General features: G+C 35.9%; 26 protein-coding genes and 1 tRNA gene. 11 read left to right on the top strand and 16 right to left on the bottom strand.

Annotated features, from left to right (window positions below):
• Positions 1 to 101 precede the first annotated feature (101 nt).
• The gene (locus tag ABMA79_RS13070) at positions 102 to 935 is read left to right on the top strand and encodes a TIM barrel protein (protein WP_392861480.1); all 834 of its coding nucleotides are present in this window, start codon (positions 102 to 104) and stop codon (positions 933 to 935) included.
• A 12-nt stretch (positions 936 to 947) separates the two neighbouring features.
• Here ABMA79_RS13070 and ABMA79_RS13075 read toward each other — a convergent pair whose 3' ends face one another.
• From ABMA79_RS13075 to ABMA79_RS13085, 3 genes are read right to left on the bottom strand one after another with little or no spacing between them, the layout of a single operon-like run.
• Complete coding sequence (locus ABMA79_RS13075; RefSeq protein ID WP_393093145.1) at positions 948 to 1,292, bottom strand: hypothetical protein; 345 nt, start codon at positions 1,290 to 1,292, stop codon at positions 948 to 950.
• 31 nt (positions 1,293 to 1,323) lie between these two features.
• Positions 1,324 to 1,761, bottom strand: a complete 438-nt coding sequence (locus ABMA79_RS13080; protein WP_393093148.1) for a hypothetical protein — start codon at positions 1,759 to 1,761, stop codon at positions 1,324 to 1,326.
• Positions 1,762 to 1,779: 18 nt separating this feature from the next.
• A complete protein-coding gene (locus tag ABMA79_RS13085) occupies positions 1,780 to 2,436 on the bottom strand; it encodes a hypothetical protein (protein ID WP_392861476.1) in 657 nt (218 codons plus the stop codon).
• 86 nt (positions 2,437 to 2,522) lie between these two features.
• Between ABMA79_RS13085 and ABMA79_RS13090 the strand changes: the two genes are divergently transcribed.
• Positions 2,523 to 2,711, top strand: coding sequence for a DUF362 domain-containing protein (locus tag ABMA79_RS13090; RefSeq protein ID WP_084710518.1), 189 nt, complete (start codon positions 2,523 to 2,525; stop codon positions 2,709 to 2,711).
• On the opposite strand, the gene ABMA79_RS13095 is transcribed toward ABMA79_RS13090, so the two are convergent.
• From ABMA79_RS13095 to ABMA79_RS13110, 4 genes are all read right to left on the bottom strand, one after another.
• The gene (locus tag ABMA79_RS13095; protein WP_393093150.1) at positions 2,699 to 3,526 is read right to left on the bottom strand and encodes an NDP-sugar synthase; all 828 of its coding nucleotides are present in this window, start codon (positions 3,524 to 3,526) and stop codon (positions 2,699 to 2,701) included. The two genes, ABMA79_RS13090 and ABMA79_RS13095, sit on opposite strands and share 13 nt — an antisense overlap.
• Complete coding sequence (locus ABMA79_RS13100; RefSeq protein WP_393093151.1) at positions 3,519 to 4,460, bottom strand: phosphotransferase; 942 nt, start codon at positions 4,458 to 4,460, stop codon at positions 3,519 to 3,521. Before ABMA79_RS13100 ends, ABMA79_RS13095 begins: the two co-directional genes overlap by 8 nt.
• A 12-nt stretch (positions 4,461 to 4,472) precedes the next feature.
• Positions 4,473 to 5,228 carry a hypothetical protein gene (locus ABMA79_RS13105; protein ID WP_392861471.1) on the bottom strand — a complete coding sequence of 252 codons (756 nt, stop codon included), beginning with the start codon at positions 5,226 to 5,228 and terminating at the stop codon, positions 4,473 to 4,475.
• 67 nt (positions 5,229 to 5,295) lie between these two features.
• Positions 5,296 to 5,958: a LysM peptidoglycan-binding domain-containing protein gene (locus tag ABMA79_RS13110; protein WP_392861469.1), complete on the bottom strand. Its 663-nt coding sequence runs from the start codon at positions 5,956 to 5,958 to the stop codon at positions 5,296 to 5,298.
• A 120-nt stretch (positions 5,959 to 6,078) separates the two neighbouring features.
• Here ABMA79_RS13110 and ABMA79_RS13115 point away from each other — a divergent pair, with 120 nt between their 5' ends.
• From ABMA79_RS13115 to ABMA79_RS13140, 6 genes are all read left to right on the top strand, one after another.
• On the top strand, positions 6,079 to 7,026 hold the full coding sequence (locus ABMA79_RS13115) for a hypothetical protein (protein ID WP_393056858.1): 948 nt from the start codon (positions 6,079 to 6,081) through the stop codon (positions 7,024 to 7,026).
• Complete coding sequence (locus ABMA79_RS13120; RefSeq protein ID WP_393056859.1) at positions 7,016 to 7,216, top strand: hypothetical protein; 201 nt, start codon at positions 7,016 to 7,018, stop codon at positions 7,214 to 7,216. The genes ABMA79_RS13115 and ABMA79_RS13120 overlap by 11 nt, the downstream gene beginning before the upstream one ends.
• Positions 7,216 to 7,683, top strand: a complete 468-nt coding sequence (folK, locus tag ABMA79_RS13125; protein ID WP_393093154.1) for a 2-amino-4-hydroxy-6-hydroxymethyldihydropteridine diphosphokinase — start codon at positions 7,216 to 7,218, stop codon at positions 7,681 to 7,683. The genes ABMA79_RS13120 and folK overlap by 1 nt, the downstream gene beginning before the upstream one ends.
• A gap of 111 nt (positions 7,684 to 7,794) precedes the next feature.
• Positions 7,795 to 8,937 (top strand): acyl-CoA dehydrogenase family protein, encoded by a 1,143-nt coding sequence (locus tag ABMA79_RS13130; protein WP_393093514.1) that lies wholly within the window; start codon positions 7,795 to 7,797, stop codon positions 8,935 to 8,937.
• Between the two features lie 2 nt (positions 8,938 to 8,939).
• Entirely contained in the window at positions 8,940 to 9,728 is a 789-nt protein-coding gene (locus tag ABMA79_RS13135; protein WP_392861464.1) for an electron transfer flavoprotein subunit beta/FixA family protein, read from the top strand.
• Positions 9,729 to 9,742: 14 nt separating this feature from the next.
• Complete coding sequence (locus ABMA79_RS13140) at positions 9,743 to 10,696, top strand: electron transfer flavoprotein subunit alpha/FixB family protein (RefSeq protein WP_392861463.1); 954 nt, start codon at positions 9,743 to 9,745, stop codon at positions 10,694 to 10,696.
• Positions 10,697 to 10,771: 75 nt separating this feature from the next.
• Here the strand turns inward: ABMA79_RS13140 and ABMA79_RS13145 are convergent, their stop codons facing one another.
• From ABMA79_RS13145 to ABMA79_RS13160, 4 genes are all read right to left on the bottom strand, one after another.
• Positions 10,772 to 11,950 (bottom strand): hypothetical protein, encoded by a 1,179-nt coding sequence (locus tag ABMA79_RS13145; RefSeq protein WP_393093157.1) that lies wholly within the window; start codon positions 11,948 to 11,950, stop codon positions 10,772 to 10,774.
• Between the two features lie 203 nt (positions 11,951 to 12,153).
• Entirely contained in the window at positions 12,154 to 12,345 is a 192-nt protein-coding gene (locus ABMA79_RS13150) for a hypothetical protein (RefSeq protein WP_392861460.1), read from the bottom strand.
• A gap of 9 nt (positions 12,346 to 12,354) precedes the next feature.
• The gene (locus ABMA79_RS13155; RefSeq protein WP_021267528.1) at positions 12,355 to 12,888 is read right to left on the bottom strand and encodes a hypothetical protein; all 534 of its coding nucleotides are present in this window, start codon (positions 12,886 to 12,888) and stop codon (positions 12,355 to 12,357) included.
• A gap of 3 nt (positions 12,889 to 12,891) precedes the next feature.
• Positions 12,892 to 14,034 (bottom strand): Mrp/NBP35 family ATP-binding protein, encoded by a 1,143-nt coding sequence (locus tag ABMA79_RS13160; protein WP_393056863.1) that lies wholly within the window; start codon positions 14,032 to 14,034, stop codon positions 12,892 to 12,894.
• A 149-nt stretch (positions 14,035 to 14,183) separates the two neighbouring features.
• Here ABMA79_RS13160 and ABMA79_RS13165 point away from each other — a divergent pair, with 149 nt between their 5' ends.
• Together ABMA79_RS13165 and ABMA79_RS13170 are read left to right on the top strand one after the other, a co-directional pair.
• A complete protein-coding gene (locus tag ABMA79_RS13165; protein WP_392861456.1) occupies positions 14,184 to 14,747 on the top strand; it encodes a hypothetical protein in 564 nt (187 codons plus the stop codon).
• Positions 14,731 to 16,782: a lytic transglycosylase domain-containing protein gene (locus ABMA79_RS13170; RefSeq protein WP_393093159.1), complete on the top strand. Its 2,052-nt coding sequence runs from the start codon at positions 14,731 to 14,733 to the stop codon at positions 16,780 to 16,782. Before ABMA79_RS13165 ends, ABMA79_RS13170 begins: the two co-directional genes overlap by 17 nt.
• 158 nt (positions 16,783 to 16,940) lie before the next feature.
• Here ABMA79_RS13170 and ychF read toward each other — a convergent pair whose 3' ends face one another.
• The 5 genes from ychF to ABMA79_RS13195 all read right to left on the bottom strand — a co-directional run bounded on the left by ychF (position 16,941) and on the right by ABMA79_RS13195 (position 21,586).
• Positions 16,941 to 18,050 (bottom strand): redox-regulated ATPase YchF, encoded by a 1,110-nt coding sequence (gene ychF, locus ABMA79_RS13175; RefSeq protein ID WP_392861453.1) that lies wholly within the window; start codon positions 18,048 to 18,050, stop codon positions 16,941 to 16,943.
• A 16-nt stretch (positions 18,051 to 18,066) separates the two neighbouring features.
• Positions 18,067 to 18,648, bottom strand: coding sequence for an aminoacyl-tRNA hydrolase (pth, locus tag ABMA79_RS13180; protein ID WP_392861451.1), 582 nt, complete (start codon positions 18,646 to 18,648; stop codon positions 18,067 to 18,069).
• 11 nt (positions 18,649 to 18,659) lie between these two features.
• Entirely contained in the window at positions 18,660 to 19,607 is a 948-nt protein-coding gene (locus tag ABMA79_RS13185) for a ribose-phosphate diphosphokinase (RefSeq protein WP_392861450.1), read from the bottom strand.
• A 29-nt stretch (positions 19,608 to 19,636) separates the two neighbouring features.
• A tRNA-Gln gene (locus ABMA79_RS13190) sits at positions 19,637 to 19,712 on the bottom strand.
• Positions 19,713 to 19,783: 71 nt separating this feature from the next.
• Complete coding sequence (locus tag ABMA79_RS13195) at positions 19,784 to 21,586, bottom strand: transglycosylase domain-containing protein (protein WP_393093162.1); 1,803 nt, start codon at positions 21,584 to 21,586, stop codon at positions 19,784 to 19,786.
• 127 nt (positions 21,587 to 21,713) lie between these two features.
• Between ABMA79_RS13195 and ABMA79_RS13200 the strand changes: the two genes are divergently transcribed.
• Entirely contained in the window at positions 21,714 to 23,174 is a 1,461-nt protein-coding gene (locus ABMA79_RS13200; protein WP_393093165.1) for a hypothetical protein, read from the top strand.
• Positions 23,175 to 23,194 lie beyond the last annotated feature (20 nt).

Here is a 23,194-nt window from a genome sequence, read left to right on the forward strand (position 1 = left end):
AAGCGCTCGACGCGAGATTTCGCAGCGCGACTATTGTGGATTCCGTAATTGTGATACACAAGGCATTAACGTTTTAAATATAAGCAGAAGGGGTATTTTGAATGCATACTAAGCTACTTTTTGGTACAGCAGGTGTTCCTAATTCTACAGTTAAAAAGAACAATCCAGTAGAAGGTGTTAAAAGAATTCACGAACTTGGACTTGATTGTATGCAACTTGAGTTTGCACACGGCGTAAGAATGAAGGAAGAAGTTTCTTCAAATCTAAGAAAAGTATCATATGAGCTAGGCGTTCCATTAACTTCACACGGCCCATACTATATCAACCTAAATGCTAGAGAGCAGGATAAAATTGATTCTTCTGTTGAGAGAATTATCCAAACTGCTAAGATTTCTGATCTTTGTGGTGCAGAATCAATGACTTTCCACGCAGCTTTCTACATGAAAGATTCTCCATATGATGTATTCGACCTAGTTGAAAAATCAATGAATGTAATCGAAGAAAGACTAAGTAGACTTGATATTGAAATTGAGCTTCGTCCAGAGCTAACAGGGAAGACTTCACAGTTTGGTTCACTAGAAGAGCTAATCAGCTTAACTAAGAATGTAGACTCTTGTCGCCCATGTATGGACTTCTCTCACCTATATGCACGTACTAATCAGTACAACTCTGAAGAAGAGTTTGATGAAGTAATTGCTAAGCTTAAAGAAGAACTAGGTGAAGAATCAGTTAAGAATATGCACATCCATATTTCAGGAATCAGCACTAACTCTAAAGGTGATCTAAAGCACCTTAACCTTGAGAAGTCTGACTTCAACTGGAAAGATCTTCTTAAGTCACTTAAGAAAAATGGTTGTGGTGGATACATGATTTGTAACTCACCAAACCTAGAAGATGACGCATTAATGCTAAAAAATTACTACAATACACTATAAAAAAAAGCGGCTTTAAGCCGCTTTTTTTATTTCTTCATATTCTTTAGTTTCAATAAAAATATCCTCATCCATCATATATACAACTAAGTCCTCGTGAGTACTAAGAACTTCTTTTAGGCCATCGTTAAGGGCCTTGTCATAAAGCTTTAACTCGATAAAGCTCGTTTTTTTGAGGTCATCGATAAAGGAGAGACCTTGAGGGAAGTCGATAAACGTACCACCTATCCAAAGTCGATATGACTTAATTTCTGAAATATAATTTAGTTGATGAGCATTAGAGTTGGCACTTTCTGTTAAATTGAAAGTCTCACCAACTAATTTCTCAAATGAAAGATCTAAAATTTTACCGCTTTTCACCCCTTACTTATCGGTAAGGAATGAAGATATCTTAACGGACGTCAGTCTCTTTAAATTCGTAAAATGACTTCACATCACTAATATCTGATATTAACCACTTATCATCTTTCTTGATGATAAGAGCTATTTTCTTAACTGAAATTGAAACATCTTGTTTTGTTTTACCATCAGTGGCCTCGTCATCATAAGAAACAGAATAAGTGATTGAACACTCATCTCCTGAACAATTCTTATATACGATAGATAAGCGAGACTTCTCGTATTTTGACATCTCATTAAGCTTCTTTGGATCATCAGTTAATGCTTGAGTATATTCCTCAAGTAGACTTCCTGTTAAGTAGTCCTCTAAATCAGCGACCTTAATTTCATCATTTAGCCTTTTTTCAATGAAGCCTCTTAGAACACCTTCTGGAGACTTGTTAGAGTTACATGAAATAAAAACTAATAAGATGATTAAATACTTAAACATTAAATGATCCTTCCTAGACTATAATGAAACAATTCCTCGACGTTTCAAAATATTATAAAGTGTAATCCAGTTATAACTATTATCTTCAACACTTGATAATAACTTTAACCCATATCCATTTGGGTAAACTAATTCGACACAAAAATTATCAATAAATTTCTTACCTTCATATTCTAACTCAAATTCAACTTTTTCACCCTTAGATATTTTTTCACTCGTGTAGATAACTATACCCTTATCATCACAGTTAGAAACTTTAACGGGTAAACAAGAACCAGAAGATAAGTAGACATTCCCTTCAAGAGAGCAGAAGCCATCAAAGTTGAAATTCTCTTTCGTAAAGATTGGTTTAAAGATAGCTTGAGCTAATTCTTCTTTTAATAACAGGATCATATTATATGAAACTAATAAGAAGATAACGGCCATAAGGAGAATAATTTTGTCGTACTCAACTAGGAATAAGGAAAAAACCTTATAAAAGATATTAAGTACAAAAACCGACAAGATCACTATGGTAAGTTCTCCCATAAATAGAATCTTAAAGAGTAAAAAAACTGCAAGTGCCGTTGTTATTTTATATGTTGTAAGAATTCCAATGAAACGATTTAAGTCAATTGCTGAAACATCTGCATCAAGTGAGTAACATGTGTGCAGAAAGAACAGTGAAAATACCACAAACAGAATATTTAGCAATTTGAATGTTAGAGTGTCAGTATTGTGCAATTGTTACCTTAAATTTCAAAGTTTGTTATAATTAATATATGGATTATTATCTCGAAATTTCTTCACGTTGTATAGAGTGTGATAACTGCAGGCTCATTTGCCCAGAAAAGGCCATTTTTATGGACAAGGGTAAATATACAATTGAACCATGGGCATGTACTTTGTGTAATGCGTGCACTCTCGTCTGTCCGGTAGACTGTATTAAAGAAGTTACTCAAAAAGAATAGTCTTTACCCTCATAAGAAATAGTACGTGTGTCAAAGTTAAATGTAACCCCTGCCCACTCCATAGTAGCAGTTGACTTGAAATCCACGCCGTCTAATTCTTCGATTGCCGCAACAAACTTCTTAATAACAGCGGGAAGCTTTTCAAGCTCAGAGATGACCTCAATATACTTATCGAGAGTTCCTAGATCTAAGAAGATTGGCTCCTTAGGTAAACTCATGTGAACATTTTTATTTTTGAAATCGGCCACTGTTTTGAAAAACGAAGACTCACCTTCGACTTGAGGAATCTTAGCTAAGTCTAAAATCCCAACCCCTGAGTAAGTTAAATAACTACTAGTACCCTCATGAGGAGCAATACTTGTTAAACTCCCATCAATAACTTTTGTCTCATTGTAAGTAGCATCACGATCAACTTCAATTGCATACAAGTGTGCAATTGCATCATCTTCAACCATTCGTTTAATATCTTCACTAATTTGAGAAAAATCGAAAAAATAAAACTGATCAGAATTAATAATGAAAATGATCTCATCATCAACATAATTCTTTAAATTATGGATACATCCCCCGCTTCCAAGAATCGACGGTTCATGAAGCAAGACAACATCTTTGCCTTGTGCCCAGTTCTGCATTTCATCATGGCAGTGATGCGAGTTAATATAAATTTTTTCACAACCCAACATTTTGGCATATGCAACTTGTAGATCTAATAACCTAAGGTTGAAGAAGGGCCATAGAGGCTTCGGGATAATCTTTCCTAAGTTCCCCATTCTAGTACCAAAGCCAGCACTCGCGATGAAACAAGTCTTAATCATCTAAACCTCTTTTTAAAATATCAGAAAAAGATCTAAACACCTCAATTGAACTCTTCTCACAAATACTAATTAGCTTATGCAAATTTGTTGGAATGAACTGAAGATAACCTTCTTTGTTCTTATCTATTTTTAAGTATGCAAAACTACCAAGGGCCTTAAATGTTCGCTGAACTTGGACGACATGATAATCATGGCCATACTTTTCATAGAACTTCTCATCATAAGTAAGAAGTAATTTCTTTTTTTCTTCATCAGAAAAATCAATATAACAGTCGTCAACAAGTGAGACCAAGTCATACATTTTTGGGCCAACTCTCATATCCTGATAATCGATGTGAAACAAAGTATTATCTTTCACGTATAAATTATTCGAATGATAATCGCGGTGACAGACAACATCCCTATGAGCTTCATAGTAATCAATAATGAATTCTCGAACTTCTTTAACAATGCCAGTCTCTTGTGTATTTAAACTAACACCTAGGTACTGATTCAAGAAAAAATTACAAGCGAGATCAAACTCAAATCCAATTTTTTCTCTGTCAAAGATTCGATTCATACAAAATTCTAAAGGCATCTTTTGATATTTTTTAATATCTTCTACTGCTTGGATATGCTTGCTTATCCCTGAGGCTTCATAGAAATCTTTCAGTGAAACACTACCAATATCTTCTAAAACAAGAATTGAGAACTGCGGATCATAATAAAAAATTTCAGGAGTTTTGATATTATCTAAAATATTATTGGTGACTTTATGAAAGTCACAACTTTGCTGGCCATTAGATGACTCAACACATACGACAAAAGACTGGGAGTCATTTGTTAGTCGATAATACTCTCGACTAGAGGCATCTCCAGAGAGTTTCTCCAGTGTACTCTTATCATTATAGAAACCAGCTTCTTCCAGCTTTTGTGTGATTGATTCTTTATTCATCCTAAATACTCATTAGATACTTTCTTTAAAATAGTAAAATTGTCGTGATGAATTTTTTTCGAAAATTAAATTTTCATCTTCACCACTATTCACCATATAGTTTTTCAGTAAGAATTCTTCTTTTGATAATTCGTGAGAGTGAACTCCCTGCACGCTAAAGCTGATTGATTGTCGGTTTAGAGTTTGCAACCATAGAAGACGTGCTTCAGGATCATATCCTGACTTAATTAAAACTTCGTACACTAAATTATTTAAGTCACGTTTAGCATTTAAATTTAGATTATTGATACGAATCATGTCGTCTATCGTGTATGAGTTAAGAGGAATAAGCTTCTTCTTTTCGTAAATTCCTATTTTACTTCTAATAAGCTCACCAAGCAAAACAGCAACAAAGATATTTTCACTATTCATGTAATTTCTTAGAAGCCCCCTAGACATAAAGACATTATTTTTTGGGAGGGAAAAATAAAAATTTCGACTATCTTCAACGATATAGAAATTGATTCCGAAGTCATCTTTTTGAAAAAGACCTTGGTTATTAAGGTAGAGTTCTTTTGCAATTTTATTTAAATATCGACGTGATCTTTGATTCGGTTTTTTTACTTTATTATTTTCGATGAATAAGTTAGCGATACCTTCAAGATGATTCAAGTAGTCCTGCGACGTGAATGTATCTTGGTAGTTATAAGGATAATCGTTATCGTTCTTATAAAGATAAGTACATGACGTTAAAGTAAATATTGTTAAAAAGATTAAAATTCTCATCATCTATAAAGTAAAAAATAAAAAAGCTCTCATAATGAGAGCTTTATATAACTAATCTATTATACATGAATTACATAGACTCGGAAGCAACATCTCTTTCCTCTGGAACATAATAAAGAGTAAAACCAGCAAAAATTAAGTTAGGGTCTTTAATCATATCTCTATTATTATCCCAAATAGATCTCCACTTCGCAGGAGTTCCGTATTTATCTTGTGAAATAACACCTAGTGTTTCACCTCTTCTAATTAGGTGAGGTAGTCCAACTGGATTCCAATTAAACTGTCCACTTTGATATTTAATTTTATCACCTGCTTGTAGGCCATCAGCTAGAGCTTCTTGGTTCATCGCTTGAATATCTCTCCACTTTCTGTAGTCACCATATAGTTTAAAAGCAATCCACATAAGTGTTTCACCTTTTTGAACTTCATAATAATCTGAAGCTGTAACGACTACATCTTTCTCTAAAGCAACACTTTCCTCTAATAGGATTTCATCTGTTGGAGAAACAGGCTCGCTTCCAAGAACGGCAACTGATTCATCAGATGACGACATTGCTGAAGTTTCTTCTAATTGATCTAAGTCTTCATTTGCATCAACAACAAAGTCAGAATCATCAATAGAGATCTCCTCAGTTTGCTCAGCAACAGCTACATCCCCTTCTTTATTCTTGAAGAACGAACATGAAGTGAACGTTAAAGATGAGACTAGAAACAATAAAGATATCTTTTTCATGGTATATTACCCCTTTTTAATAGTAACAATTATATGTAATTCCCTTCGGTTACTTTTAAATAGATATTTAAATATTAACCGCCTAGACTAATTTCTTCATGCAATGTACAATTTTTCCGTATGAAGAATATATTGATCCTATTCTTACTATTTTTATCAACTACTGCTTTTTCTCAAAGTGCAGTAAATGATTTCTCAAATTCCGCTAACTATGACTTAGCTAATGAAAAGCTATTAAGAATTTCAGGAACAAGAAGAATTATTCTTGTTAGTAATAGTCAGGATAGCTTCGCTAAAGGTGACTATATTACTATCCTTATTAATAAGGTTCCCGTTGCACGTGGAGTTGTTCCAAAACAAGAAGAAAACCAAGCGGCCGTAAAAATCACAAAAATTTACGATGAAGATTTATTCAAGAACTTCTTTGTTAATCAAGACGTTCAAATCTTACGTGGTGATGACTCTGCTTATGGTAAGCCTTCTGAAAATACAGAAGATCAATTTAAAATTACAGATAGTGAATCACTATACGACGATACCACTTTGTTGGAAGAAGACCTGTATGGGGAAGACAACCAACAAACAGGTGTTATCAAAAATGATAATATTGCATCCGTGGGTATTGGACTTGTTGATGGCTTTAATACAGCAGGGAAACAAGATACAAATACTCAATATAATGCCTCTTGGTCATTTCAAGTTGAAAAGAATATTTGGGTAGAAGGCTTTATTGGAAGACACTTAATACGTGCCTTTCCTGCCGAAGATATCGATACGGCCGTAAACCAATATATCTTCAGAGCAAAGTACGCTTTTGAAGGTCCTTTATACACTATCTTTATGCCATATGTAGGCTATAAATTTGCAACAGCTGACAGCCCTGGTGCAGGAGACGTATCTAAGGTTGGTAGTGATCAAGCTCAAAGAGAACTTGACCTTGTAGCAAGTGTTGAACAAGATGAGTTTGTCTTTGGAGCGACAGGTTTCAAAAGACTTGTTCCTGGTTGGTTTTTACGTGTAGATATTGGAACAGATGTAATGGGAGTCGGACTTGCACTTGAGTTCTAAAATATTTTTCACTTTCATTTCTTTTATCGTTGTCTCATGTGGAGTTAAGGCTCCGCCAAAACCTAAGAACGACAACTTTCCTTCATTTATTGAACAAAATAAAAAAGTACTAAGACCTAAGTCACAAACTAAGATTGATGACAAAAAAGAAGAAACTAAGAAGTCTTCTAAACAATCAAACTCTAATTAATGAATATCATCTTTAGCCTCGGTTCAAATTTAGACAACAAAGCAGAGATGCTTCTTAGCGCAACTAAAGAAATCGAATTGGCCCTAGATGCCAAGGCATACACAAGTCGTATTTTTGAAACGCCACCCTATGGGCCACAAGATCAACCAAATTTTTATAATATCGCTCTAGAGATTGAGACGGCTCAAGTAATTGGGCCGGAAGAAATTTTGCACATTGCAAAAGAAATTGAAGAGAAACTAGGACGCAAACACCGCTACCACTGGGGCCCCAGAGAAATTGATATCGATATTATTTTTATTGATAAATTAAATTATCACTCAGAGAACTTAACTATTCCCCATAAAGAATTTAGAAAAAGAAGTTTTGTTCTCGAACCATTAAAAGATCTTCCAAGCTACAGTGACTATAAATCATATTATAAAATTGTTGATCTAGACCATAATGATGCAACACCACTCAAATAGTACCATCGTGTTTTATTACGGTATCTTAAGCCTTTATTACCTATTTACTAAATACTGAAAACATATCTATAATAATGTCACATTATCTTTCGAACAATAGGTTCCATCATGATCAACTTTGAATTAACTTCCGAGCAAAAAGAAATTCGAGACCTTGCAATGAAATTTGCAAAGAATGAGATGATGCCAAAAGCTGGCGAATATGATGAGAAGGCCCAAATGCCTCTTGAGATTCTTCGCAAAGCATGGGAGCTAGGACTAGTTAACACATGTATTCCTGCAGAATACGGCGGTGCAGGCTTTTCAACTATTGATTCAATGATTATAACAGAAGCACTAGCTTACGGTTGTCTAGGAATGAATACAGCGATCATGGCAAATGATCTGGCCCTCCTTCCAATAGTTATCGGTGGTAATGACGAGCAAAAGAAAAAATTCTTATCTCCTTTTACAGAAGATTACAAAATTGCGGCCTTCTGTTTAACAGAACCAGGTTACGGATCTGATGCAGCAGGTATCAAAACAACAATCAAAGATAATGGTGATCACTACTTATTGAATGGAAATAAGATGTGGATTACAAATGCAGGCTATGCAGATCTTTTTGTCGTTTATGCAACAACAGACACGGCACTAAAGCACAAAGGTATCACGGCACTTGTTATTGATGGCAAAGCCGAGGGCATAGAACTTGGTGAAAAAGAAAATAAAATGGGACATCGTTGTTCTGATACAAGAGCAGTGACATTTACAAATGTAAAAGTTCCCAAAGAAAATATCTTGGGTGGGCCAGGTCAAGGTTGGCCAATTGCAATGGCCACTTTAAATCACTCAAGACCAATGGTAGCTAGCTCAGCAGTAGGTGGAGCTCAATGTGCCATGGACCATGCAGTTAAGTATGCAGGTGAAAGAGTACAATTTGGAGTACCCCTTTCTCGTCATCAAGCGATTCAAATGATGATTGCCGATATGGGAATCGAGATTGAAGCTGCACGCCTACTTGTTCAAAAAGCAGCATGGTCAATTGATAATGGAAAACCAAATCCAGAACTTTCTTCATATTCAAAAGCTAAGGCCGCTGATATGTTCATGAAGGTAGCGACAGATGCGGTACAAGTATTCGGAGGCTATGGTTATAGCAAAGAGTACCCAGTTGAAAAAATAATGAGAGACGCCAAACTCATTCAAATATATGAAGGCACTTCACAAATACAAAGATTAGTTATTGCTAAAGAAATTTTTACAAGGAGCTAAAATTGAACATTTTTGTATGTATTAAACAAGTTCCAGACACGGAAACTAAAATTACTCCAAATGGTGATGGATCTTATATCGAAACTTCTTCGATTAAGTGGATCATGAATCCATATGATGAATTTGCGGTAGAGCAAGCTCTACTTACTAAAGCTGCTAATAGTGGTTCAACTGTTACAGTTGTTAGAGTTGGTGGTGTTAAGGACACTGAAGCACTAAGAACTGCTCTTGCTATGGGTGCAGACGATGCAATCCTAGTTGAAGCAGATGACAACTTAGACTCTTACATGACTGCTAAGGCACTTAAGGGTGCAATCGAAAAGTCAGGTAAAAATCCAGATGTAATTTTCACTGGAAAACAAGCTATTGATGACGATTGTCTTCAAGTTCCACAACTTCTAGCACAAATGCTAGGAATGCCTTCTGTAACTGTTGTTGATGGTTGCGAAGAAGCAGGTGGGAAATACACTCTAAAAAGAGAAATCGAAGGTGGAGCACTAGAAGTTTACGAAGTTACTTCTCCAGCTGTTATCGCTGCTAACAAAGGTCTAAACAGCCCACGTTACGCTTCTCTTCCAGGTATTATGAAAGCTAAGAGAAAGCCTCTTGCTCAACACTCACTTTCAGATGTAGGTGTATCTGCTGATGATCGTCGTGTTAAGTATTCAGGTTTCCAACTTCCACCAGAGAAACCAGCTGGTAAGAAATTTGAAGCAATGGATGAAGCTGCTCAAGCAGGTGTTGTTGCTGAAGTTGTTAAGCTTTTAAGAGAAGAAGCTAAGGTTATCTAAGGGAGATTATTAAAATGGCAAAAGTATTAGTATTTTCAGAAACAAGTGGTGAAACAGTTAAGTCTGTTACATTTGAAATCCTAGGAAAGCTTGCTGGTCACACTGTTGACGTTGCAGTTGTTGGTGACATGGGCGCAAACGCTGCTGCTGACCTAGCAAAATATGGTGCTGCAAACGTACACAACCTAAAAGGTGCAAACTTAGATCAGTATTCACCAGAAGGTTACGCTAACGCACTTAAAGAGTTCATCGGTTCAAACTACGATTACGTATTTGCTGGTGCAACTTCTCTTGCAAAAGACCTTATGCCAAGACTAGCAGGTATGTTCGACGCAGGGATGGCCTCAGAAGTTACAAATTTTGTAATGGATGGTGACAACTTCGCAGGAACAAGACCACTATTTGCAGGTAAGGTTCTAGCAAAAGTTGAACTTGATGGACCTAAGCCAGGTTTCATTACAGTAAGACCAAACGCTCTTGGTATGCCAGACGCTCCAACGGCCGGTGCTGGTGCAACTAATGAAGTTGCTGCTAACGCAGGTGATATCAAAGCTGTTATCAAAGAAATCGTTAAAGGTGCTTCTGAGAAGCTTGACCTAACTGAAGCGAATATCATCGTTTCTGGTGGTCGTGCGATGAAGTCTGCTGAGAACTTCAAGATTCTTGAAGATCTAGCAGAAGTTCTTGGTGCAACTGTTGGTGCTTCACGTGCAGCTGTTGACTCAGGATATGCTCCACACGCAATGCAAGTTGGTCAGACAGGTAAAACTGTTGCTCCATCACTTTATATCGCTTGTGGTATCTCAGGTGCAATTCAGCACTTAGCAGGGATGAGAACATCTAAGGTTATCGTTGCAATCAACACTGACCCAGATGCGCCAATCTTTACTAAAGCTGACTACGGTATTGTTGGAGATCTTTTCCAAATCGTACCTCTTCTTCAAGAAGAACTTAAGAAGGTTTTGTAGCCTTTAAAAAATAAAAAGAGGCCCTCAATTTTGAGGGCCTTTGTTTTTCTTCTCTTCTCTCTTTATATTTTAGGATTAGAATCCGTAACCTTGTCTGTCTAATTCTTCTTGTCTTTCATACTCAAGCTCTTGTTGCTCTTCAAATCTAGCTGCTGGATCATCAATTAAAGCTTCTTCCTCATATTGCTCGTCTTCGTATCTTTCCTCGAATCTTTCTTCTTCAGCTTGCTCTTCGTTTTGTTTCTCAAAAGATACTGGGTTTGCATTACCTTGAGCTAAGTTGATATCATTTTCAAAAGATCCTTCTTCAGTTAGAGATCTTTCAAAACGTGACTCTTCTTTTGCTCTTTCCATATTTTCAAATTCAGCATTTACTCTTTCTAGTTCATCATAAGTTACATAGTTAATAAGACCACCAGCATATGGACCAGTAGTAAATCTTAGACGGTAACCATTTTCACCATTTCTAGCAAATACACCGTGAGATAGTTGTCCCTGAAGTTCAACTTCAAAAGAGTTTCCATCTTTAAGCTTGATGTCACCAAGAACTTCGTTGATGTCTTTATCAAAAACATTGAAGTATAGACCTTGAACACCATTTGGACCAACAGTCACACTTCCTTCAATTTTGTCTTCACCACGAATTAGCTTGTTATTAAGTTGTGGAAGAACAACTCTTTCAATAACTAGTTCTTTTCTTTCGTTTTCATTAATAACTGCAACTTCTTCAAGAGCTTTATCAACATTAACTTCTAAAGACTCTTCTTTCTTCTCTTCAATAACTTTTCTAGCTTCAATTAATTCAAAACCATCCTCGTAAGCTCTAAAGATAGAGATATTCTTATTGTTTTCATGAAGGAAAGAAACATCAAATGTATACTCATCACTTTCATTAAGCTGAACAAGACCTGTACCAATTAACTTCATATCTACTAGTCTTTTAGAGTTAGCATTTCTTTCATTAAAGATTTCATTTCCTTCGTGATTTTCAACTCTAACGATTTCCCACTGGCCATCAATAATTTGTGCATATTCTGCAACCGGTAGGTATTGAACTGAAATCTTCTCACGATCAGAAGAAGCAACGATACGATCAACACTCTCATCTACTCTCTTCTCAAAAGAGATATCTTTCTGTTGCATAAATGAGTTATCAGTTACTGAAATTCCTTGGTAGATTCCACCGAATACAAGGAATGACCCTGATAGTACTGATGCGATAATGAATTTCTTGTAAATAGCTGTTGCTTTCATACAGTGCTCCTAAAACCTATATGCGTATATAGAAGCAACACTCGTGCCAAATTGAACAAATACGTATATCTGCTAACTATACGAAAACACGTTCGGATTTAATGGATTTTATTGAATTGTTTAGGAATAAGACTGTTAAATTTTTAACACTGTAGAAAAAGTAAACACACCAGAAGGTGTGTCTACTCTAATATGAATAATAATTAATCAACTTGGAAAGTCTTCTTCTCATAATCACTATGAGAAGCTCTAAAGCGCTTTAGAGCGACAACAATAAGCTCTTCAAGCTCAATGCCTGTATTCTCAGACATCTGCTCAAAAGATGTAACAACGTTTTCTTCGATCATAACTTTTAGCTCTTTAAGATTGCCTGTGTTATGTAATTGATCTTTCATTTAAAACTCCTACTTTACGACCTTCAAGGCACCCATTTTTCTTAGATTTACTAATGCTTGGGTAACTTCAAAATCAAATAATTCGCAATTGCTGTAAATATCTTTAACCTTGCTGTATTCAGCTATAGTTTTTAATAGTAAAAATTCATTTGCACCAGTCTTTTTTCCATTTTTTATAAACGCGGAATTGATCAAAATGTGAATATTTTCTGGTGGACGAAGCGACTTCGCCTTTAAGTGCTGTGAGTAGGCGTTTTCAATATTGCTTTTCAACTCACTAAATTTTAGTTTGAATTCATAATCACTTTCAGAAACAACTTCCGGCTCGGCCACAAGAGTGAATTCTTCAATATGATCCATTTCAAAAATAACAAGAGAGTAAAGGGCCTTAAGTCCTGTCTTCTTAGAGAATTGAGCCGCAACAACAATCCCCTCGCTAATATAAATAACGCCTAAGAACTGTCGATCGGCTCTTTTTAAAATATTAATTCTGCCAGTGAAATTAAAAGAGCACTGCTCTTCAATTTTCTGTATGATGGACATTTACTACCTTTTGAAAATTTTTGAGAAAAAACCTTTTCCCTCACCATCATTATTTTCTATTTCAATGATCTTTTTTGCAATACCGGAATATGCTTTCCATACTGGTCTATTTTCGTATGAATTATTAGACATATAAGGAATTCCCTTATCACAAGATTCACGAAGTGCGATTTCGATTGGAACCTCACCTAGAAATGGATAGCCTAGTTCATTAGCAATGTCCGCCCCACCTTTCTCACCAAAGATATAGTACTTCTTCTCTGGCATATCATCTGGAGCAAAGTAGCTCATATTTTCAATAAGCCCTAAAACAGGGATATTAACTTGTTCAAACATATTGAAGCCCTTTCTTGAATCAAGAAGAGCAACATCTTGTGGAGTCGATACACCAACGATTCCACTTAAATTTAATGTCTGGGCAATTGATAACTGTACATCTCCCGTTCCTGGAGGAAGGTCCAGAACAAGATAATCAAGCTCTCCCCAATCAACATCAAAAAGGAATTGATTTAGAACACCGCCAAGCATTGGGCCACGCCAAATTACGGCGTCTTTTTCTTCGATAAATAGTCCAAAGCTAATGAACTTAAGTCCATGTGCTTCTATAGGGGCAATTTTCTTATCATCTGTTGCAAGAGGCTTTGCATTTCTTTGTCCAAGTAGCATTGGAATCGAAGGCCCATAAATATCGGCATCTAAAAGACCAACCTTCTTACCTTGATTCTTAAGGGCCAAGGCCAGGTTTACAGATACTGTACTTTTCCCTACTCCACCTTTACCAGACGAAACAGCAATAATCTTCTTAACGCCCGGAATATCACGTTTTTGAGGTGCTGCCTTAGCGTGGCCAACTTCAAGCTTTGCGCCTTGCTGAGGCTTTTGCTGTTGTTGAGCTGGAGCTTCCTGAGTTGAAATAGTTTTAATAAAAAGATCATCTTCACTAACCACTGTTGATAGTGAATTAACAATAGCATCTTCAATCTCACGTTTTTGTGCAGGAGTGATACCATCGCGATTATAGACAATTGTTACTTTCTTATCATCAATTGCAATATCTTTATAACGATTCTCATCTAATAAAGACTTCCCAGTGTTTGGGTTACTAACCTCAACTAATTTACTTTTAACTACTTCAATATTTAGCATACTAATTCTCTCAGTTTTTTAACGTTTTATGCGAGGATTCTATTAAATATTGGGCACTTATTCAACGAGTAAAGCAAATTTTTGCCCTACAACAAAATTCATAAGATGTTATAATTATTAAAGAAACTAAATTAAAGTTTGGAGAAATTGTGTCTAAGCCATATAAGCGTTCAATAATCATAGTCGACTCTAAATTTCAGCTGAGGTTCAGTGCATTAATTTGTATCGTAATCTTAGTTCTTAGTGCGTTCTACCCACTTGTGATTTATCAGGTATTAACCAATATTTCAGAAAAATTTCCACAATCTGCTGAGCATATTGCAACAATGAAGAGTGATCTTTTAAACTTCCTCATTTTATGCCAAGCATTTTTTGGGATCCTCATCTTTGTAGTATGTGTTTTCTTTACTCACAAAGTTGCAGGCCCGCTTTATAAGTTAAAACAATATCTTGCTGGACTAAGACACACAGGGTTTGAAAGAAAGCTTTCATTTAGAGAAGGCGATTATTTTCAAGATGTCGCAGATGAAGTTAATTTAACAGTAGAGTACTTCCAAACTCATTTTAAGGAAGACACTGTCTATATTGATGAAATCTGTAACTACTTAAAGAACCTACAACAAGTTGTACCTGACGATAAGAAATTAATCTTAAGTGATGTAGTCACTAAGTTAAAAAGTATGGAAGGTCGTTTCAATGAGTTTATTGGGTAAAAAGTTTTTTCTTTTTTCAATTACCGCTAGCTTGTCTTTTACAAGTATTGCGAAAGAATCTCTCAAGGATAGAGAGCTTAAAGCTGCTCGCCATATTTCTGAGATTGAACGCATTCTCAAAAGAAAGAAGCTACCCAATCATAAAATATCCAGTGCCATTAGGTCTATCAAAGACGGTGGAATTTTCGAGAACTATCTAACTCACCTAGAGTTTTTAAGTGAATTAAAAACATCACTCAAGAAAGATCGATACTTTTCTTGCAATATCAAAAGTAATAAAACGAATCGTGTTGAAGACGATTTTGTTCGCAATATTAAAAACTACTGTTTCCATACCGTAAACTATCTTATTAACGATAAATACTTTAATGATATCGCCAAAGATGAAGAGAATTTTGCTAAGGCCATTCAGTATCTAGCAACTTCACGAAACACTCTTTTTATTAAGAAGCTAGAAGAAGTTGATAAAGATTCAAAGATTTATCAACACATTAAGAAACAATTAATTGAAATCACACTAATCAATGGCCTAAAGATCGATGCTAGACTTTATTCACATATCGATTTTGACAAAGATATTACTCTTCTCTTTCAGAATAACCTCCATCGAATAAAGAAGAATAAGCTTACGATTACAAATGAATTTATTAAGCAATATAGAGGCATCAAAAAACTTGTTAAAGACAATGCTACTAAAAAAGCAGATATCAATTCACAGTTAACAAAGTTTTTAACTTTCGAAAAAGCAAACGAAGATTATATTTATAAGAAGTCATCGTGGAAGCGTGTTCGTTATGTTGGAAAATTATTATTAAATAATAATGATATTAAAAATGCTAATCGCTACTTTGCCCGCTCTTACGAAATTAGCTACAACGACGAATCAAAAAACGAGTCTTTATTCCTTCTTCTTTGGAATTCAATTAAGCATGAAAACTACAAAGAGAGTATTGTAACAGTACAAAATTATAAACTAATTGATGATTTCTCTAATCTCTATACTAAGACAAAATTTTGGATTGCGTATAGCTATATGAAAGATGGCAATGAGTCCCTTGCTAAACACTTATTCAAGCTGATGATAAATAGTAATCCGCTGAGTTTCTACTCTATTATCGCCCAGGACTACCTTCCTGAGTTTGATAAGAATTACGTAAAATCATTATACTTTCATAAGAACACGGTTAACCTTCCTAAGCTTGAATTAGCAGACTTTACGAAGGCAAAACAAAGAAATATTCGTGAATCAAATATATGGCACGAATTAAAATTCGTCGGGAAAGTCGATAAACTAATTTATGAGTTTATTCGCTTTAATCCAGAAACTGATATTAAAAATAGAAATAAGATTGATACTCTTCCAATTGAAGAACAACGAGTAGCAATCTTTAATTACTTTTTACATCACTTTAAAGAAAGCGGAGATTTCTTATCGAGTTTCAAACTGGTCTCGAGAACTATTGATCTAAATCTTATTAGGCCATCAAAAATTGATATCACAACACTCTTTCCTGTTCTTCACTTAGATAAGATCGAGGGTGTTAATGCTGATATTGATCCTCTTCTAGTCTTATCTATCATTAGACAAGAAAGTGCATTCAATCCAAATGCAAAGTCAGCAGTTGGAGCGCTAGGGTTAATGCAGCTAATGCCTGCAACAGCAAGGCAGATGACAACATTCAGAAAGACTGATGAATTACTTAAGCCACACAAGAATATCGATGCTGGAGTGAGATACTTTAAACAGCTCTTAAATAAATTCGATGGCAATATCATTTATGCACTTTCATCTTATAATGCTGGGCCAACCAAAGTTACAAGATGGGCACAAGACCTAATGGATGTAGAAGATCCTATCTTTCAAATTGAACAAATTCCATATAAGGAAACAAGGCTATACGTAAAACTCATCTATCGTAATTTCTTCTTCTATAATCTTATGAAGGATAATTACATTTTAGAAAAGAGTGTGGCATCGACCTTTAATGCCTTTCCTAAGAAGGAAGCCAAACGCGCAATTTCATCTCAGTTGTAAACAATAAAAAAGTAAGTTCTTATGCAAAGATTTTTTGCTCCAGAGACAACAAAGCCGGGCTTGAACCCGGCTTGTTGAATATATTTCTCTAGCTAAAGTATTGGGGAGCTAGCACCGCGAACAATAGACTGGCCTAAGCCAGTCAATTTCGCGGGTGCTTAAACATTAAATCTAAAATGAATGATATCACCGTCTTTTACGACGTACTCTTTACCTTCCATACGAAGCTTTCCGGCTTCCTTAACTTTGGCTTCAGATCCATTAGCAATTAGATCATCGTAGTGATAGATCTCTGCCTTAATGAAACCTCTTTCAAAGTCAGAGTGAATAACACCTGCTGCTTCTGGGGCCTTAGCACCATCTTTGAAAGTCCATGCACGAACTTCTTTAACACCTGCAGTGAAGTATGTACGAAGACCTAGCATATTATAAGCTTCGTGAGTTAGAGTCTCTAAACCAGAGATCTCAATTCCAGCAGCTTCCATAAAGTCTTTCTTATCTGCCTCATCTTCAAGAGCAGCAATTTCAGACTCTAGCTTTCCACAAATTTTGATTGCACGAGAACCTTCTTTCTCAGCAAATTCTTTTACGGCCTTAACATAGTCGTTATCCTCACCAACACTATCTTCATCTACGTTACATAGATAAAGAGTTGGTTTAAGAGTGATTAGGTTTAGATCACGAATAAGTTCAAGATCTTCCTTATCTAGCTCAAGAATACGAGCTGCTAAACCTTGCTCTAAGTGAGCAACTAATTTTTCAAGAACAGGAACTAACATCTTTGCTTTTGAAGAGATTTCTTTATTTTGATTCTTCATAAGCTTTGGAAGGTTTGTTTGCTTTCTTTGCGCAACTTCAAGGTCCGCAAGAGCAAGTTCCATATTAATTGTTTCAATATCATCAACAGGGTTTACTTCACCGTGAACGTGAACAACATTTGGATCATCAAAACAACGAACAACATGAACGATTGCATTTACCTGACGAATATTCCCAAGGAATTGGTTTCCAAGTCCTTCACCTTTTGATGCACCCTTAACAAGACCTGCGATATCAACAAATTCTACAATTGTTGGAATTACTTTTTGTGGCCCAATGATTTCTGCAATTCTTTGCATGCGGATATCACCAACATTTACAATTCCAATATTTGGTTCAATTGTACAAAATGGAAAGTTAGCAGCTTCAGCTGGAGCCGAAGTTAGAGCTTGAAAAATCGTTGATTTACCAACGTTTGGAAGTCCTACAATCCCACAATTTAGGGCCATTATTTTCTCCTGATATTTATTTACTTAAATCTAATAATTGTTTCTTTTTATATCTTTGAATAGCTGTTTTAAAGCCATTTTTTACATAACATTCAACGGCTTTTGAAGCTTTTTCTAAGTAATCGTCAATAAAGTCGGCCTCAGCACCGAAATAACGGCCAAGTACCCAGTCAGAAACACTTCCGTGTTGAGGACGTCCAATCCCCATACGTAAACGTTTAAAATTATTGTGCCCCAATTGCCCGGCAATAGACTTCAGGCCGTTGTGTCCCGCAAGACCGCCACCATCTTTAAATGCAATTGTTCCCCACGCTAAATCTAATTCATCGTGGATAACTAAAATATTTTCTGGATCAATCTTAAAGTATTGAGCAAATGGAATAACACTTTCACCACTTAGGTTCATATATGTTTGAGGCATGAGAACATAGAATTTATCTTCATCAGTTTCAAATGAAGACCAAATACCTTTAAACTTCTCTTTAAATGGTAAGTCTTTAATAGGCTTAATGAAATTCATAACATCCCAGCCAATATTATGTCTGGTACCTTTATACTCTGAACCCGGATTGCCGAGTCCAACAATTAAATAATTCATAGGTTATCCGTTTATAAAAATAATGAACTAACAGAGTCGTTATTAAACGTGCGATGAATCGATTTGGCCAATATTTCAGCGGCCGAAACAGATATAATCTTACCGCTCTCACGTGCCTCTTTGCTCAGAGGAATCGTATTTGTTACTAGAACCTTATTTAAAGATTCTGCGTTATTAATTCTTTCAATTGCAGGTCCAGAAAAAATTGGATGAGTAGCACAGGCAACAACACTTCTAGCGCCATTATCTTTAAGTGCATTACAGGCCTCAATCAAAGTTCCCGCCGTATCGATCATATCATCGAGAATAATGCAGTCCTTACCATTTACATCACCAACGATATTCATGGCCTTTGCAACATTCTTACCTGTTCGACGCTTATCGATCATTGCAATGTCACACTTACACTTCTTAGCATAATGACGAGCACGCTCAACTCCACCAGCATCTGGCGAAACAAAGATTGTATTCTCAGTAACTAATTCTCTTTTGATATGGCTTAGAAGTACCGGAGAAGCAAAAATATTATCGAAAGGAATATTAAAGAATCCCTGAACTTGTCCAGAGTGAAGATCCATTGTAATCACACGATTTGCACCTGCTACCGTGATTAGATCGGCCACAAGCTTTGCCGAGATAGGAGTTCTAGGCGATGCCTTTCTATCTTGGCGGCAATATCCATAGTGTGGAATAACTGCTGTTATCGAAGCTGCCGACGCTCTCTTAAGAGCATCAATCATAATTAGTAGCTCCATTAAGTTATCATTTACTGGTGCACACGTTGACTGAATAATGAAAACATCAGCACCGCGAACATTTTGTTCGATTTCACAAAAAGTTTCACCATTGGCAAATTTAATAACTTGGGGGTCTACTAAGGGTACATCTAAGATTTTGGAGATATCGGAAGAAAGTTTTGGATTTGACGTGCCTGATACGAGTACGATCCTTTTCATCACCTTATTCCTTTCTCTTATCCGTGAGAAAATGGCTGGGGTAGAAGGACTCGAACCTTCGAATGGCAGAATCAAAATCTGCTGACTTAGCCACTTGTCGATACCCCAGCAATGTAGATTTGTATGTAATATATAAGCTAGTTTCTTATTTTTGACAAGAAATTTTTAATTTTGCCTAGTTATTCACAGGCCAAAGACGCGATTCGTTGGCCAGAATATAGAATTATCTCCTGATATAGCTTAAAAGCAGTCGTACTTCCGTAAAGTCTTAAACCTTTCTTATTTGTTCGAACACCTTCATATCCGACCCAGATCGTAAAAAGGTCATGGCCGTCATAGCCCACAAAGAGGTTATCAAAACCATTATTCGAAGTTCCCGTTTTACCAAAGAAATGCTGCTGTCTCAGAGCTGGCTTAACCATTCGTCGAATTGTTGTTTGACTTGGGTCTGCAAGTGATTCATAGACGCCAGATCCGACACTACACTGAGCGGCCATAAAGTCTTCATATAACTTGAATAATTCGGCCACTGACAATTCAATTGCACCTAAAAGCTGTGCTGGATATTCTGCTAACGGAGTCTTTAAATGAGAAATTTTCTTCTTTAGAATCTCCTCTACTTTATCAAAGCCAATATCGTGCGCAAGTCTTACCACAGGATTATTTAAGGATTCCTGTAAAGCTTGAGAAATTGGATATTCACTCGCAGAAGGCGTATGTGACTCAGAAGGAGTCCACTTACCACTGATAAGATCTAAAGTGATTGGCTTGGTTGAAACCAAGTCGTCGATCTTATAACCTTGCTCTAGATAAATCTGAAAGAGTACTGGCTTAAGTGTTGAACCAACACTGTGGCGTTCATCATTAAAGGCCTTTTCAACATTTCGTTCAAATTTTGAATAGTAGAAACTCTTATGCTTTGCTCCACCAAAGGCTATCTTTACAGCAAGGTTCTCTTCGATTCCCTTTAAGTCACGTAAGAGATTCTTTGATGCCATTACCGTTTTAAAAAAACGATATTCACTCAATTTTGGGTCTTTGTTAATTCGAGTTGTTGTTAAATAGATCGCCTCGTAGAATGAATCATTTTGAAAAGCAACTAATTGCTTCTGCCAACTTTGCCACTTCTCATCTGACCATTGATAATCAGTGTTCTTATCAAAGAGATCTAGGCTTTGTAATTTATTGAAGATAAAGTCTGCGCGACCTCTCAGTCTATCTGTACGATAGATTGGATGATAATAGCTAGGTCCTTTTAGCATCGAAACTAAGATAGCAGACTCATACGGGTCAAGTTCAGAAATTGGTTTGTTAAAGTAGAGAACGGCCGCAGTGTTTACACCCTTAATCCTGATACCACCAAGACTTCCCCAAAATACTTCATTGAAGTAGGCTTCAAGAATCGAAGACTTATCAAATTTAAAATCAATATAAACCGCTAGAATAGCTTCTTTAATTTTTCTGCTAAACGACTTTTCATTAGTAAAATAGATATTCTTAACTAATTGTTGAGTTAGAGTTGAACCACCTTGAACGAGGGCCCCGGCCTTAATATCTGCAATAATCGCACGAATAATCGATATATAATCAATTCCTATATGCTCAAGAAAGCGGAAATCTTCAATCCCAATAAGCCCTTTAGAAAGAATGATTGGGATATTGTAGAAATTAATTTTGTACTGAAGGCAACGGTTGTAATTACAATCATTATTACGAACTGAATTTAATTCAAAACTTTCTTTTACACTTAATATTGATTTCTTAGGATCATCAAACTTCTCAAGAAAGACAGAATTAAAACGCTCGTCTCTAGAATTTGCTTTAAAAAAGAGAAAATCACGCTTTTTTACAAAGCTTCCTTCCTCAAAGAGAACAGTCTTAGTATTTGCATCAGGTGCCTTAGGTGAAATAATACGTGTTAAGTCTGCGTCATTTATAGTCTTGATCGAATACATGACACACAGGCCAATTAATCCTATCATCAAGAATAATAATATCTTTAATCGTTTTTTAAACACCTTTGAATACACCTATTTTTTTGACGTTATATAAAGTCATCTTATATTATTTCAGTACAATTTTGTTAAATTATAAAAGGAATAACAACTTATGTTAAAGAACTTAAATAAGGCCGCAATTCTTGCCACGTTAGCAACTTCGACACTGGCACTTCCAATTGATTGGCATGGTGAACTACAAACAGACCTACACTCACTAGGTGATTATAATCGTTCAGTTCAACAAGGTGCTGGACCACTTGATAATGGTGACCAAGCATTTGATATGTCAGATGCAGATCCAGATTCATCTAATTTCCAAACATATATCTTTAAGCTACAACCAACAATTATCGTTAATGATTCAACAACGATTAATGCTGAGCTAACTTCGGGCTATGGTTACGGTGGAAATTTTGGTGACTCTTCAAATGATGGAAGAACTAAAACTCAAAATCCATTAAACTCTTATGCAAATGCTCGCTACTCTTTCAATACAGTAACAAGTAATCCTGTGAACCTAACTCAGGCCAATGCAGTATTTTATTCTGATACTGCAACTTATACAGTTGGACGTCAAAAGTTTAACTGGGGTATGGGTGCAATCTATAATGATGGAAATGCTCCAGGTTCAAGATTTGCTTCAATGAGAGATGGGATCACAATTGATTTCAAAATTGGAAACTTCAAATTCTCACCTTACTACTCAAAGATTAAGGCAAATAACCTGACAAAAACTGGTCGTGTAAAAGAGATGGGAATTTCTCTTCTATATGAAAACCTAGATAAGGAATTCACATTTGGTGCTCTTTACAATAAGAACACTTCTGGATCAGCAACAGGAATTCAAACAGATGTTGATGGTGACACAACATCTACGGATCTTGGTTCAACTAGTGTGACAATGATTGACCTTTACTTAAAGAAGACTTTTGGTAAGTACACAGTTGAAGCAGAAGTTCCTCTCATGACTGGTGATATGGGTGAAATCTATCCAGGTGTGACAGATACAGAAGTTGATGCAAAGGCATTCCTACTTAATAACACTTACAAATTAAATACAAATCACTCATTCCACTTTGACTTTGGTATGGTTTCTGGTTCAGATGCTGACAACCAAACTTACGGGGCGATGTATTTAAATCCAAACTTTCAAGTTGCAAATATCATGTTCCGTTACAACCTTGCGGCCATTGCTAATACAGACTTAAATGTATTTAATTCTGGAATTGCAAACGCAACTTATGCAAAATTTGCGCATCGTTATGATTCAGGAACTTGGTCTTGGACTAACTCTGTTGTTTGGGCAAAAGCTGATCAAGTTGCAAAAGCTGGTTCAGATGCTATTAACCACGAAAAGAATAAGAGATTCACTGCAAATGCAGATCAAGCAGATGATCTTGGTTTTGAAATTGACTCAAACTTTTCTTATAAGTGGAATACTTCAGTAACTCTAAATGCAAATCTAGGTTACTTCTTTGTTGGAGACTACTACGCATTCTCAAATGCAGCGACTCCTAACGAAACAAATGATACTTACCTAATTTATCTTGGTGCAGACATTAAGTTTTAAGAAATAAAAAAGGCTTCCAT

The organism is Halobacteriovorax sp. HFRX-2_2 (assembly GCF_043196705.1).
In the GTDB taxonomy this organism is placed as follows: Bacteria; Bdellovibrionota; Bacteriovoracia; order Bacteriovoracales; family Bacteriovoracaceae; genus Halobacteriovorax_A.

Excerpts from the sequence above, each read along its gene's own strand:
- folK (WP_393093154.1), top strand. The coding sequence starts at position 7,216 with ATGAATATCATCTTTAGCCTCGGTTCAAATTTAGACAACAAAGCAGAG.
- ABMA79_RS13100 (WP_393093151.1), bottom strand. The coding sequence starts at position 4,460 with ATGAATAAAGAATCAATCACACAAAAGCTGGAAGAAGCTGGTTTCTAT.
- ABMA79_RS13195 (WP_393093162.1), bottom strand. The coding sequence starts at position 21,586 with ATGATAGGATTAATTGGCCTGTGTGTCATGTATTCGATCAAGACTATA.
- ABMA79_RS13095 (WP_393093150.1), bottom strand. The coding sequence starts at position 3,526 with ATGATTAAGACTTGTTTCATCGCGAGTGCTGGCTTTGGTACTAGAATG.
- ABMA79_RS13145 (WP_393093157.1), bottom strand. The coding sequence starts at position 11,950 with ATGAAAGCAACAGCTATTTACAAGAAATTCATTATCGCATCAGTACTA.
- ABMA79_RS13080 (WP_393093148.1), bottom strand. The coding sequence starts at position 1,761 with ATGTTTAAGTATTTAATCATCTTATTAGTTTTTATTTCATGTAACTCT.
- ABMA79_RS13200 (WP_393093165.1), top strand. The coding sequence starts at position 21,714 with ATGTTAAAGAACTTAAATAAGGCCGCAATTCTTGCCACGTTAGCAACT.
- ABMA79_RS13115 (WP_393056858.1), top strand. The coding sequence starts at position 6,079 with ATGAAGAATATATTGATCCTATTCTTACTATTTTTATCAACTACTGCT.
- ABMA79_RS13170 (WP_393093159.1), top strand. The coding sequence starts at position 14,731 with ATGAGTTTATTGGGTAAAAAGTTTTTTCTTTTTTCAATTACCGCTAGC.
- ABMA79_RS13090 (WP_084710518.1), top strand. The coding sequence starts at position 2,523 with ATGGATTATTATCTCGAAATTTCTTCACGTTGTATAGAGTGTGATAAC.
- pth (WP_392861451.1), bottom strand. The coding sequence starts at position 18,648 with ATGAATTATTTAATTGTTGGACTCGGCAATCCGGGTTCAGAGTATAAA.
- ABMA79_RS13070 (WP_392861480.1), top strand. The coding sequence starts at position 102 with ATGCATACTAAGCTACTTTTTGGTACAGCAGGTGTTCCTAATTCTACA.
- ABMA79_RS13150 (WP_392861460.1), bottom strand. The coding sequence starts at position 12,345 with ATGAAAGATCAATTACATAACACAGGCAATCTTAAAGAGCTAAAAGTT.
- ychF (WP_392861453.1), bottom strand. The coding sequence starts at position 18,050 with ATGGCCCTAAATTGTGGGATTGTAGGACTTCCAAACGTTGGTAAATCA.
- ABMA79_RS13155 (WP_021267528.1), bottom strand. The coding sequence starts at position 12,888 with ATGTCCATCATACAGAAAATTGAAGAGCAGTGCTCTTTTAATTTCACT.
- ABMA79_RS13160 (WP_393056863.1), bottom strand. The coding sequence starts at position 14,034 with ATGCTAAATATTGAAGTAGTTAAAAGTAAATTAGTTGAGGTTAGTAAC.
- ABMA79_RS13140 (WP_392861463.1), top strand. The coding sequence starts at position 9,743 with ATGGCAAAAGTATTAGTATTTTCAGAAACAAGTGGTGAAACAGTTAAG.
- ABMA79_RS13105 (WP_392861471.1), bottom strand. The coding sequence starts at position 5,228 with ATGATGAGAATTTTAATCTTTTTAACAATATTTACTTTAACGTCATGT.
- ABMA79_RS13110 (WP_392861469.1), bottom strand. The coding sequence starts at position 5,958 with ATGAAAAAGATATCTTTATTGTTTCTAGTCTCATCTTTAACGTTCACT.